Below are 12,124 nucleotides of genomic sequence, written 5' to 3'. Positions count from 1 at the left end.
TTACATCTGATGACGCACGATCAGATACTCGTCATTGGACTGATAGTAAGGACAGGACGCCGTATTTCCCATCAAAAAACGTACCATATCATCCTCATCCAGATCCATATCACACACATAACATTCATCTTCGTCATCATAGACAAAATTATTGCACATTTCACAGTTTGAAGTCTCTGCCATGCTCATCTCTCCTTTTTTTGTCATTCTATGACTTGTGTCATCCCTTCATGCAAAAAGTCTTTATCCAAAGATAAAGCGGAGCAATCCGCCAACCAGACATGCCGCTAAGATTGCCGCCAACATAATGGCATACTGATAGCCTTCATGCTCGCGTCCCCACTTGGTATGCATGACGCCTAGATAAATCCCAAGCCCTGCAAAAATAGCGATGACATTGATAATCATATTCAACCAATCCATAAATGATTGCCTGCCTCTCTCTCTTCTTTTATGCCTGCTGCAAGATTTCTTCCAATGCCGCAAACAGACGCTCCATCTCCTCTTTGGTGCCGATGGTAATGCGCAGGAAATTGTCAATGCGCGGCTTGTTAAAGTAGCGCACATAGATATCCTTTTCTTTTAAAGCCGCAAAAATAACTGCAGCCGCCATCTTGGCATGGCTTGCAAAAATAAAGTTTGCCTTGGAATCCAAAAAAGTAAATCCCAGACGCCGCAACTGCTCTTTTGCCCATTCTCTGGTCTCAACGATACGGTCGACCTGCTCCTTAAAATAAGGTGTATCCTCCATGGATGCCTTGCCGATCTGTATGGTCAGTCGATCCATGGTATAAGAGTTAAAGGAGTACTTACAATCGTTCAGATAAGAGATCAGTTTGGGGCTGCCCATAGCATAGCCGATACGGCTTCCTGCCAGTGATCTGGATTTGGAAAAAGTCTGTACGACCAAAAGATTTTCATATTTTGGTAACAATGCCAGCGCACTTTTTGTTCCAAAATCCACATATGCCTCGTCAATGATCACGACAGAGTCCGGATTTGTCTTTAAGATCTCCTCGATGGCATCTAAAGACTCTGCGATTCCGGTCGGCGCATTTGGATTGGGAATCACGATCCCGCCATTTTCTCTCTTATAGTCCTCGATACAGATACGGAAATCCTTCTGCAAAGGGATCTGTACATAAGGAATACGGAAAAGTTCTGCCCAGACATCATAAAAAGAATAGGTAATATCCGGAAAGAGGATAGGCTTGTTACTGCCAAAGAAAGTCAGAAAACTCATGGCAAGGACATCATCCGATCCGACACCGACAAAGATCTGATCTTTGGAAAGTCCTTTTTCTAAAGCAATCTCCTCGATCAGATCTGCGGCTTCGGGATCCGGGTATAGCCGGAGTTCTTCCGCATCAAATCCATCTAAGACCTTTTGCACCCGAGGGCTTGGTGGATAAGGATTTTCATTGGTATTTAGTTTGATCACCTTACGTTTTGGCTGTTCGCCCGGAACATAAGGTTCCACTTTTCTAACATAGGTCTCCCATCCACTCATCTGCCTCTGTCCTTTCTATAATGCGTTATATGCTGCTACTGCCGCATCTAAAACTGCCTTGTTGCTGACTTTTGCCTTTGCGGCATCCGACAATCCGTTGTAGGCATTCTGTGCTGCGTCAATGGCGGCCTTGCTGTTTACCGTCACCGGTGTGCCGATCTGATCGATCAATGCAATGACTGTATTTGCCTGATTTTGTGCATCCGCATCTGCCTGCTGTGCAATACCAGCCCAGATATTTGCATATGCATTTTCGGCATCTACCAATACCTGATAGTTGTCTACACAAGCCTTGCCGGAATCTTTTAAGGCATCGTAAGAACTACGTGCTGCGGAAATGGCTGCGCCGCTGTCCGCCGTCACGCTTCCGATCGCATTGATGGCATTCTTGCAGGCATCTGCCTGCTGCTGGGTCAAAGAATCCACGGTCTCTGTGCCTGCCAGATCATACATGAGTACCGGGAAGCCTGCCTGCACATAACTAAAGATGGTGCCGGCAGCCGAAAGTGGCAGGTTGACACAGCCATGAGAACCATAGCCCTCACGGTAACGCTGTCCACCAAAGGACTTCTGCCAGGTCGCATCATGCAGACCGATATCTCCGTTAAACGGCATCCAGTAAGATACCGGTGTTCTATAGTTTGCTCCCTTAAGGATCGCATTTCTCTCACAATATGTAATGCGAAAAGCACCACAAGGAGTCACATGACCGTTGTTTGGATTTCCGGTAACACAAGGAGTATCCATAACAACAGATCCGTTTACGACCAGATATACATGCTGTGCCGTACGGTTGATCTCCACATAAGAGTTGCCATAATCGTTGCCGTCATGGCTGGCTGCTGTGTACTGATAAACGAAATCACGGCTGACATCCTTACCACCCTTGAGATCTTCGGTCAACTGTGCCACTTCGCCATCCTTGTCGATACGCCATCCGTAGTTGCCACCCGGTACGGTAACGGTCACGCCATACTGTGTTGCCAGTTGTTTTGGCTGTCCGTAAGTATCGTATTTCTTGCTCATGGTAGAGACGAATTCTTTCATTTTTTCGGTATCAAATGCCGGCTGCATATCGTCGTCACCGGAAAGCCATGTGCCGATCGTATCCTTTGGCACAGACTCGGTCGCACTGCCGATCTGGTAAGTGATCTTGGTATCCAGATAGCCATTGAGGGTCTTGATGAGTTTCTTGACTTCCTTGCTATCCTCGGTGTATTTCGGCTGTTTGTAACATTTATCCTTGGTCAGATCCAGGGTCTTTTGCAAAGATAAGGCTGCCTGTTCTACCTTTTTGTTTATTTTTTCAACCTCGATCTCCGTACCGTAGACTTCTTTGGTGACAACAAAAGAACCATCCTTGTAGGAGACCTTTGCATTTTCGGTCGCCTTGACATCCTGATTGGTCACACAGGAGAGTTTTGCCACATTCTTTTCCAGCGTATCGGTATCACAGGAAACCAATGCATCATCCATATACTCTGCCGGTACGAACAGACGATATACCCAGAGGAAACCGTTCTGTTTCTTCAAGAGTGTCTTGATCTTCTTGTCGCTGATGTCGATCTTGAGTCCCAATTCATCGGAAGAAAGTGTTTCCTTGTCTCCTTCGCTGTCTACCACGGTGAGATCATATCCCTTTGCCGCATCTTGCAGACGGGTCTTCATGGTGGTTTCACTGGCTGCAGAAGCCTTCACACCATTGACCGTGCTGCGGAAAAAGAAGTGGCTCTGGAAAAAGATGCCAAATCCCACAAATACGATCAAAAGCGCACCTAAGACACTGCCACCAATGATGGCGATCTTCTTTTTGTCAACGTTCTTTTTTTCTTCTGTGCTCGTTTCCACAGTCGATGGTGCGTCCGTTTCTTCACCCTTTTTTGAAAATAACTTTAACATAATAATTACCTTTCCCTTACTCTACGCTCATTTATATAAGGATGCGATCTGCTCTAACCATAGTTCGGCACATGCATCTGAAGGCATTCTGAGATCTCCTCGCGGTGACAGACTGACCGTACCAACCTTTGGTCCGTCCGGCAGACACGAGCGTTTGAACTGCTGCGCAAAAAATCTGCGATAAAATGTATGCAGCCACTTTAGGATCGTGGCTTCGTCATAATCCTCTGCAAAGGCATATTTTGCCAGACGATAGATCTTTTTCGGCTCACTGCCATAACGCATCAGATGATACAAGAAGAAATCATGCAATTCGTATGGACCTACCAATTCTTCTGTCTTTTGCGCGATCACGCCATCCTTTGGCGGCAGGAGTTCCGGCGATACCGGGGTATCCAAGACATCGCGCAGCACATCTGCCAATGCTTCATCGGCAAGATAGGTTGCATAGTAGGAAACCAGATAGCGCACCAGAGTCTTTGGTACAGATACATTGACCCCATACATAGACATATGGTCGCCATTGTAGGTCGCCCAACCAAGCGCCAGTTCTGACATATCACCGGTTCCGATGACCATGCCTCCTTCTTTATTGGCAATATCCATGAGGATCTGGGTGCGTTCCCTAGCCTGTCCGTTTTCATAAGTCACGTCATGGCATTCGGCATCCTGTCCGATATCTGCAAAATGCTGAAGCACAGCATCCCGGATCGAAATCTCACGGAAAGTCGCTCCCAGACTTTTTATCATAGAAACCGCATTCTGATAGGTACGGTCTGTCGTTCCAAATCCCGGCATGGTCACAGCGATTACGCCCTTGCGATCCAGTCCCAGCATATCAAAAGCACGCACGGTAACCAAAAGTGCCAGGGTCGAATCCAGACCACCGGAAATGCCGATCACCGCCGTTTTTGCTCCGGTGTGTGCCAGCCGCTTCTTCAAGCCCATAGACTGGATGTCTAAGATTTCCTCGCAGCGTCTGCGCAGGCTTGCCTCATCTGATGGTACAAATGGTGCCTTGTCTACAAAACGTGTCAGTTTCGTCTCCTGCAAAGGCAGAGAAAAATAGGTCTCATAATAGTCGGCATCTGTCATCTCATAGGTAGACATCATATGGCGTTTTGCAGCGATTGCATAGACATCTATTTCGCTTAGGACCATTCCGGTCGCAAAGAGGTCACTCTCTACTAAGATACTGCCGTTTTCCGCGATCAGGCTATGCCCGGAATAGACGACATCCTGCGTGGATTCGCCCTCGCCTGCGCTGGCATAGAGATAGGCACAATATAGGCGTGCCGATGTCATTGCCACCAGATCTTTGCGGTATGCATTCTTGCCTGTCACTTCATCGCTGGCAGACAGATTGGCGATCAGGGTCGCTCCGTGCAGACAATGCCTGCCGGATGGCGGACACGGTGTCCACAGGTCTTCGCAGATCTCGGAGGCTATGACAAGTTCCGGTATCTCTCTACAACGAAAGACCTGATCTGTTCCCAGAGGTATGTCAGTCTCCTGTCCTTCCAGACAGACATTTACGATCTCCTGCATACCCGGTGTAAACTGTCTTGCCTCGTAAAACTCTGCATAATTTGGCAGATAGGTCTTTGGCACAAGTCCCAGTACCTTTCCACCGCAAAGCGCTGCTGCAACGTTATATAATTTGCCCTGATGCTCCCATGGCAGTCCGACAAAAAAGATACCGGATAGGTCTTCCGTCTTTTTTGCCAGGCTAAGAAGCCCTGCCTTTGCCTGCGTCAGCAAAGTGCGCTGATAAAAGAGATCATGGCAGGAATATCCTGTAATGCAAAGTTCCGGGAATACCACGATCATAGCCCCCGCCTTAGCACTTGCTTCCATCGCCTCTTGTATCTGTTTTACATTATAAGTGACATCTGCGACACGCACCTTTGGTGTGATACAAGCCACCTTGATAAATCCGTCTTTCATACTCTTCTCTCTTATCTTATTTGCGCTTACGCATCTCGATCAATTCGTCCACGGTATAATTGTATGCCTTGTTGCAGAACTGACATTTGACCTCGATCGGCTTGCCATCCGCAATGATGTCTGCCACGTCCTCATCCCCAAGACTGCACAGACTTCGCTCCACACGCTCTGCGGAGCAATCGCAGACAAAGCCCGCATCCACTGTCTCATGGAAGGTCACGTCAAAGCCTGCCAGAACGGTCTCTAAGATCTGCTCCGGCGTCTTGCCCTCGGATAACATGGTTGTCACTGATGGCAGATTTTTGATATTTTCCTCTAATTTTTCAATGATCTCATCGGAAGTAAAAGGCATGAGTTGGATGATAAAGCCACCTGCCTGTGCCACGGTATTATCTTTATTCATCAAAACGCCAAGTCCAACTGAAGACGGCACCTGTTCACTGGTCGCGAAATAATAAGTCAGATCTTCGGCGATCTCGCCTGTCTGCAACGGTACCGTGCCCACATAAGGCTCTTTTAAGCCCATATCCTTGATCACACGCATGATGCCCAGATCAATGGCTCCGCCGACATCTAATTTGCCGTCCTTGTTGGGTGGCAGCATGACATCCGGCACATTGGCAAAGCCCTTGACATGTCCCTTGGCATCCGCTGTGACCGTGATCCCTTTCATCGGTCCGTTGCCCTGGATCTGCAGGGTCAGCATGTCGTCGTCCCCCTTCATCATAATGCCCATCATGGCAGCCGCCGAAAGCATACGTCCCAGTGCCGCGGTAACGACCGGACTGGTATTGTGGCTTGCTCTGGCAAATTCCACCAGATTCTTTGACGTAATGGCAAATGCACGAATAGCATCATCTGCCGCGGTTGCTCTTACAATGTAATCTTTATATGCACTCATCTTTTATCCTCTCTTCTTTCCCACTTCTCTTGCAATGACATATATGCGCTCAGTCTCCTCCAATACTGTCGTCATGGTATCTGCGTCTAAGATCTCAAGCAGATCCATCCCTCCCTCACGCAATGCCTTTTTTATCGCTTCTATCTCATAGGCGCGCTGATAATGCACCTCTTCAAATCGCATAAAGTAATCCGGATCTTCCTCATCCTGAATATAGAGCGTCAGGTCATATTCGTTGATCCCGGTCGTCTCGTCAAAGGTATTCTCCCAGATAAAACTGCCCTGCTCGCGGTTCTCGGCAAAAGTATTATCCGCCAGTTGACTGCGATACTTATACGGCGTATTCAGGTCAAAGACAAAGATACCGCCCGGATCCAGATAATTATTGACTAAGCGGATAACCTCGACCAGATCTGCATATTCCACGATATAGTTCATGGAATCACATACACTGACCACTGCCGCGACCGTGCCATACAACTCAAAAGCACGCATATCCTGACACAGATAAAGGATGCCCTCTGCAGGATACTCCATGGCAATGCCAAGCATTTCATAAGAATTATCAATGCCGATCATGTCATAGCCGGATTCTGCCAGCCGTCTTGTCATCTTGCCGGTGCCGCAGCCCAGTTCCGCTACCAGCCCCTCTGTAATTTTATACCGCGCCAAGATACCCAGTAAATTGTCTTTCCACGCATCATAAGGCACATTATCCATAAAAAGGTCATAGACCTCTGCAAAACTTTCGTACGCTGCCATATTACCTCTTTCCTATAAAAAGGCATACTTGTCCAGTAAACCTTTTTAACCATAAGTAATACTAACACATTTATCCATAAATGCAAACGAAAAGTGGTCTTTGCCCGCCTTGAAAAAATCAGGTACAAACCTTATACTGAGAAAAACAAGACATTGGAGTATGCGGAATCATATGAAAGAAAATTTTGAACATTACATCAGCAGGAGCATCCGCTCCTTCTATCAGCATAGAATTGTATCGCCGATCATCTTTGTAGCCATCTTGGCACTGCTTGCCTTTTTCTATCCGGTCAGCAATCTCATGCGTCCGGCGAGTGCCAGTGGTGAGGACGATATCGAAAAACTATACCAAGACAATGACCGCTACATCGAGATCACGCTGAAAGACCTCTACTTTACCGGTTATACCAAGCGCTGGCTGGATAGCACGGTGGGCTATTATTACTATACGGTCATGGGCGATGACTGCATCATGGTTCTCTTGAATCCGGACGACTCCCAGCAGGGACTTCCGACTATTGACAAGATCAAGATCCGCGGCAAGATCCTATATAATTCCCATGCCATGAGCAAATTACTGCTCTATCTGTCGGAAGATCTGGCATGGTCGCAGAACGGCATTACTTCCACGATCTCACCTTATATGATCTCACAGCCGGATGCCACCGATCTTGCAACGACACTTTTTAAACTGGTCTATATTTTAAGCGGGCTTTATGCTTTTATCAGTATCATCCGCTATGCCATCTACATTGTCTTTCCGGTGCTCTCCGTACCTGTGCAGAGGCTCCGTTGTTATGGCAAGCCCCGCGAGATCTTAGCGGAAGCCGAGGAAGAACTGGCAACCCTGCCACAGCTTGCCACGGAAGACATGTTCATCACGGAGCATTATTTTATTGAAACGTCCAATTATGGTGTGGCGATCGTGCCGATCAGTCAGATCATCTGGATCTACAAATACTCTACCCTGCATAAGTTTTTGTGGCACCACTTTTCTATTTCCTATACCTTGCATATTACTGCCGCCAAACGTCAGTACATTCATTGTCCGAAAAATATCAAGTCTGACATTGATGGTATCATGGACTATCTGGCAGAAGCCAACCACGATATTCTGGTAGGATTTAACGAAGCCAACCGTCTTAAGGTCGAGGAGATCCAGGGCGACCTTGCCCCGTTCAAGAAGTTCTGGGCATTTCTCAGTAAGAAAGTGTAGGCGACAGTTCGGGCTGGGGATGTGGACAGATGCTGAGGCGAATTTCCTATCACACAAAAATCCCTGCAAGAAACGCCAGCACGTCTCCCGCAGGGACCTTCTATTTTATCTTTTCAGACGGACTATGCTCCCATCTTCTTTTGCATCCACGCATACAGATCCTCATATACTACCTGACGGTCTGTCTCATTTAAGATCTCATGGCGATCATCCTTGTATAATTTCAAGGAAACATCCTGCATGCCTGCTGCAAGGAACTTGTCTCTGGCAGCCTCAACACCCTTGCCCATATTTCCAACTGGATCACTATTACCGGAAACAAAGAAGATCGGCAGATCCTTCTTCATCTTTGCGATGTTGTTTGGATCATTGTCATACTTGGTAGACTCTACCAGTCCACGGTATGCACCTAAGGAAAATGTGTAGGTACACTTTGGATCCTGATAATATTTCTTTACAATATCAACATCCTTTGTCAGCCAACTCTTCTCCGGCCTAGCACCTGTGCAGTCATACTGCTTGTAAGGTGCACCATAGGTCATATCTCTGACCATAGTACTGCGATACTGATCTGAGCGGAAGAAGGATAAGAAATTAATCAACGCAAGTCCTGCATTGATGGTTCCGTCACTCTCTGTACCGGTTCCCATAATGATGGCTCCGTCCAATTCATCCATTTCCTCTGCCTTAACGCACAGACATTTTCTTGTCATATAAGATCCCATGCTGTGTCCCATGATAAAATATGGAAGTGTCGGATATTCTGCTTTGGTCAGTTTGTAGTTGCTGTAGATATCCTCTACCATGATGTCACTCGGATGCTTTGCATGCATGATGCCCCATTCTTTCGGTGAAGAAACAGACTCTCCATGTCCGATATGATCATGTCCTACTACCACGAACCCCTTACTGTTCAAAAATTCTGCAAACGGACGGTAACGCTCGATGTATTCTACCATGCCGTGTACGATCTGAAGCACGCAACCGGCTCCTGATCCGGCGTCCACTTGACGCCGTGAATCTGTGTTACCCCATCTGCTGATGCAAATTGATATGTCTGCTCTGCCATTTTATAATCCCCCTTATTATTTGTCTCATATATGTAAATGGTATTGCTACCTTTACTTTTGTGTCTCTGAACCGCCGGCATCAGCAAAGGTCTGCTTCATGTGTGCGACCGTCTGCTCTAAATGCGTTGTGCTCTCTTCTTGCTCCATATAACAGGTGCCGATCTTTTCCATCTCTTCCAAAATGCACTCCTGCCTGCTGATATCATCTGTCACACGTCCCTGATAATCCTGCAAAGTCTCGATCAGACCTGCCATAGATGCCTCCGGTGACTCTGTATCAGTCTGTCCCGCGTTATAGCGGCTCACATCCGTTGCCATCTTGCTAAGCGCACGGTTGTTGTCCTTGAGCAAAGAAATAAACTGATGGATCTGTCCACTCATCTCGGTGATCTCCTTCTGGAGATTTTCTGCCTGCTCTAAGGTGTCCGATAACTGTCCGCCAAAGACTTCTGCCAAAGACCGGATCTGCTCTGCGCTACGGATAAAATCCGCACCCTCGTCGCCCAGTCTCCCCGCATCGATTGCTGCCTGTAAGGCGAGTGCACTGATCGTCCCGGTAAACTTTTCCAAGCCTGACATCTGTTCCATCAGACGCTTGATCTCGGATGTCTCTTTATTGGAGCCTTCCGAAACCGACTTGGCAAGTCCGGTATAATGCTTGCTCTGCTCCATCAGGTCGGTCAATGCCGTCTCCTGCTGGTGTAAAAAATCAGTATGCTTGGCACTTTTTTCCAGGATCTGTCCCACTTGCAGACTATCCTGTCGTAAGACCTCGACACATTCCTGTATGCCATCTTCCATGACCTGCTGGTCATCCCGTGTATCCTTGGCATAACCTACAACCTTGGTCAGGCTTCGATCCATCTTTGCCGCGCTCATCTGTAACTGATCCACATCCATCTGTGCTTCTGCCACATCCGATGCCGCCGTCTGAAGCATAGCCTCGTATGTCTCCACCTGTCGCCCAAGCGTCTCAGCCTGCTGTAACTGTTGCTTCACTTCTTTGCTATGAAACATGCCTGCGCATACCTCCATTCATACATTTTCTTACACAAATGTATACTATGTATTCTACATTTTTTTGTAGTATTATGCAACATCTAGCAGACATTTGATATGACGATCTGCAGGCTTCTTCTGCCACGGAAGTCATTGATCTGCGGATAATATGTAATGGTAATGCATCCCCGCTCGCCTTCGATCTCCTCTAATACCGTCCGCTCCCCAAAATAAAGTCCTTCCATGCAACTGCCATCTTCCCCCTGCAAGTCCATACGCAAAAATTGTTTTTGCTTTCCAATTGGGATTTTTCGCATAATGCGTACATTTTTCTGGGCAAAAATAGGCTTTGGATTCCCATTTCCGAAAGGTTCTAAGATTTCTAATTGCGAAATCAAATCTTCACGGATATAGGAAAATGGCATTGGCACATCAATATGAATCACTGTCTGCATTTCTTCTTTTGTCATCTGCGTATTGGCATTGATGGCTGTCCGAAAGGCATCTATATTTTCGACCGGAAGAGACAGACCTGCCGCCATAGGATGTCCACCAAATTTGCTAAAAAGTTCCTTGCACTTGCACATCTCATCATACATGGAAAAACCTTCGACAGACCTGCCGCTGCCTTTTGCCCCATTTCCGTCTGCCGCATCCACCAGAATAAAGGTCGGGCGCTCATAGCGTTCCCGGATGCGCCCGGCTATGATGCCTGCGACACTCTCATGCACCTGTGCAGATAAATGACTAAGACAGGCGCATCCGCGTCTGCAGCCTGCTCGATCTGTGCGATCGCCTGCGCAACGCCCTGTTCGGTCATGACCTTTCTTTCTTCATTCAACTGGCGCAATGTTTCCGCCAATCCGGCTGCGCTTTCTATATCCTCAGCCTCCAAAAGTTCCAAGGCCTTTGTAGCAGAATCCAGCCTGCCGCTGGCATTTAAACAGGGACCTAAGACAAAGCCGACATGATAGGCACTGATGTCCTCTGGCGCAAGATCACAGCGTGCGATCAGAGTCTGCATCCCCAGATTCTTGGTATGGCGCAGCCGGTCTATACCAAGGGCTACGATCGTTCTATTTTCTTCGACCAGTTCCATGACATCCCCGATCGTTGCAAAAGCCGCATTTTCCATAAAACGCATGGCTTCCTGACGCACAATGCCTGCCGCTTCATATAATACCCAGATCACTTTCCATGCCACGACCGCTCCACACAACTTTTTACACGGATACATGCAGTCCTCCCGCTTGGGATCGACCACGGCATCCGCCGGCGGCAGATGATAGACTTTTTTGCCCTCGACCATTTCGTAAGGCACCTCATGATGGTCCGTCACGATCACCTCTATACCCGCCTCCTTGGCATAGGCGATGGCATCCGCCGCCGCGATCCCATTATCGCAGGTGATGACAAGACCGATCCCATCAGCCACGCACTTTTCCATCAGACGGATATTGACACCATAACCGTCCTCGATACGGTCGGGTATGGCATAGTCTACGATCGCCCCCAGACGCAGCAGTCCCTGATGCAGAATATAAGTCGCCTGGATCCCATCAATATCATAATCGCCAATGATACGGATCTTTTTTTTCTCTTTTATCGCCTTTTGCAAAAGAGCGACCGCCACATCCATATCCTTTAAGGCTTTTCCATCCCCAAGGTCTTTTTCGCTGGGATGCAAAAATGCAGTAATGGCTGCATCCTCCGTCAAATCGCGATTGACGAGTATGCGCGCCACTACCGGATCGATCTGATATTTTTTGCCCATTGCGGTAAAATCTGCCCGCTTACTATACATGAGCCATTTTGCCATG

At 47.6% G+C, this 12,124-nt stretch carries 12 protein-coding genes; 1 reads left to right on the top strand and 11 read right to left on the bottom strand.

Annotated elements, in window-relative coordinates:
* From DW996_RS00535 to DW996_RS00505, 7 genes are read right to left on the bottom strand one after another with little or no spacing between them, the layout of a single operon-like run.
* Complete coding sequence (locus DW996_RS00535; RefSeq protein WP_243098623.1) at positions 1-183, bottom strand: DUF6472 family protein; 183 nt, start codon at positions 181-183, stop codon at positions 1-3.
* 60 nt (positions 184-243) lie between these two features.
* Entirely contained in the window at positions 244-423 is a 180-nt protein-coding gene (locus tag DW996_RS00530) for a hypothetical protein (protein ID WP_118280795.1), read from the bottom strand.
* A 28-nt stretch (positions 424-451) separates the two neighbouring features.
* Positions 452-1,510, bottom strand: a complete 1,059-nt coding sequence (gene hisC, locus DW996_RS00525) for a histidinol-phosphate transaminase (RefSeq protein WP_118534547.1) — start codon at positions 1,508-1,510, stop codon at positions 452-454.
* A 15-nt stretch (positions 1,511-1,525) separates the two neighbouring features.
* A complete protein-coding gene (locus DW996_RS00520; RefSeq protein ID WP_118534546.1) occupies positions 1,526-3,409 on the bottom strand; it encodes a L,D-transpeptidase family protein in 1,884 nt (627 codons plus the stop codon).
* Between the two features lie 27 nt (positions 3,410-3,436).
* Complete coding sequence (locus tag DW996_RS00515; RefSeq protein WP_118534545.1) at positions 3,437-5,356, bottom strand: NAD(+) synthase; 1,920 nt, start codon at positions 5,354-5,356, stop codon at positions 3,437-3,439.
* 16 nt (positions 5,357-5,372) lie between these two features.
* Positions 5,373-6,257 carry an Hsp33 family molecular chaperone HslO gene (hslO, locus tag DW996_RS00510; RefSeq protein ID WP_118534544.1) on the bottom strand — a complete coding sequence of 295 codons (885 nt, stop codon included), beginning with the start codon at positions 6,255-6,257 and terminating at the stop codon, positions 5,373-5,375.
* Between the two features lie 3 nt (positions 6,258-6,260).
* Positions 6,261-7,019 carry a class I SAM-dependent DNA methyltransferase gene (locus DW996_RS00505; protein ID WP_118534543.1) on the bottom strand — a complete coding sequence of 253 codons (759 nt, stop codon included), beginning with the start codon at positions 7,017-7,019 and terminating at the stop codon, positions 6,261-6,263.
* Positions 7,020-7,191: 172 nt separating this feature from the next.
* Here DW996_RS00505 and DW996_RS00500 point away from each other — a divergent pair, with 172 nt between their 5' ends.
* Positions 7,192-8,235: a DUF6709 family protein gene (locus tag DW996_RS00500; protein ID WP_118534542.1), complete on the top strand. Its 1,044-nt coding sequence runs from the start codon at positions 7,192-7,194 to the stop codon at positions 8,233-8,235.
* A gap of 122 nt (positions 8,236-8,357) precedes the next feature.
* Here DW996_RS00500 and DW996_RS00495 read toward each other — a convergent pair whose 3' ends face one another.
* The 4 genes from DW996_RS00495 to DW996_RS13710 all read right to left on the bottom strand — a co-directional run bounded on the left by DW996_RS00495 (position 8,358) and on the right by DW996_RS13710 (position 12,123).
* Positions 8,358-9,215 (bottom strand): alpha/beta fold hydrolase, encoded by an 858-nt coding sequence (locus tag DW996_RS00495; RefSeq protein WP_243098622.1) that lies wholly within the window; start codon positions 9,213-9,215, stop codon positions 8,358-8,360.
* 141 nt (positions 9,216-9,356) lie between these two features.
* On the bottom strand, positions 9,357-10,322 hold the full coding sequence (locus DW996_RS00490) for a methyl-accepting chemotaxis protein (protein ID WP_147403501.1): 966 nt from the start codon (positions 10,320-10,322) through the stop codon (positions 9,357-9,359).
* Positions 10,323-10,405: 83 nt separating this feature from the next.
* Positions 10,406-11,035, bottom strand: coding sequence for a DHHA1 domain-containing protein (locus DW996_RS13715; protein ID WP_330428677.1), 630 nt, complete (start codon positions 11,033-11,035; stop codon positions 10,406-10,408).
* On the bottom strand, positions 11,008-12,123 hold the full coding sequence (locus DW996_RS13710; RefSeq protein WP_330428676.1) for a single-stranded-DNA-specific exonuclease RecJ: 1,116 nt from the start codon (positions 12,121-12,123) through the stop codon (positions 11,008-11,010). The genes DW996_RS13715 and DW996_RS13710 overlap by 28 nt, the downstream gene beginning before the upstream one ends.
* Between the last annotated feature and the right edge of the window lies 1 nt (position 12,124).

The organism is Roseburia sp. AM51-8 (genome assembly GCF_003478275.1).
GTDB lineage: Bacteria > Bacillota > Clostridia > Lachnospirales > Lachnospiraceae > Pararoseburia > Pararoseburia lenta.
Note: the sequence above shows the minus strand (reverse complement) of the source record. Positions and strands in the feature narration are given on the sequence as shown.

What these genes read in the sequence shown, in the direction of transcription:
- hslO (WP_118534544.1), bottom strand. Translation starts at nt 6,257, where the DNA reads ATGAGTGCATATAAAGATTACATTGTAAGAGCAACCGCGGCAGATGAT.
- hisC (WP_118534547.1), bottom strand. Translation starts at nt 1,510, where the DNA reads ATGAGTGGATGGGAGACCTATGTTAGAAAAGTGGAACCTTATGTTCCG.
- DW996_RS00520 (WP_118534546.1), bottom strand. Translation starts at nt 3,409, where the DNA reads ATGTTAAAGTTATTTTCAAAAAAGGGTGAAGAAACGGACGCACCATCG.
- DW996_RS00515 (WP_118534545.1), bottom strand. Translation starts at nt 5,356, where the DNA reads ATGAAAGACGGATTTATCAAGGTGGCTTGTATCACACCAAAGGTGCGT.
- DW996_RS00535 (WP_243098623.1), bottom strand. Translation starts at nt 183, where the DNA reads ATGGCAGAGACTTCAAACTGTGAAATGTGCAATAATTTTGTCTATGAT.
- DW996_RS00500 (WP_118534542.1), top strand. Translation starts at nt 7,192, where the DNA reads ATGAAAGAAAATTTTGAACATTACATCAGCAGGAGCATCCGCTCCTTC.
- DW996_RS00505 (WP_118534543.1), bottom strand. Translation starts at nt 7,019, where the DNA reads ATGGCAGCGTACGAAAGTTTTGCAGAGGTCTATGACCTTTTTATGGAT.
- DW996_RS00490 (WP_147403501.1), bottom strand. Translation starts at nt 10,322, where the DNA reads ATGTTTCATAGCAAAGAAGTGAAGCAACAGTTACAGCAGGCTGAGACG.
- DW996_RS13710 (WP_330428676.1), bottom strand. Translation starts at nt 12,123, where the DNA reads ATGGCAAAATGGCTCATGTATAGTAAGCGGGCAGATTTTACCGCAATG.
- DW996_RS00530 (WP_118280795.1), bottom strand. Translation starts at nt 423, where the DNA reads ATGGATTGGTTGAATATGATTATCAATGTCATCGCTATTTTTGCAGGG.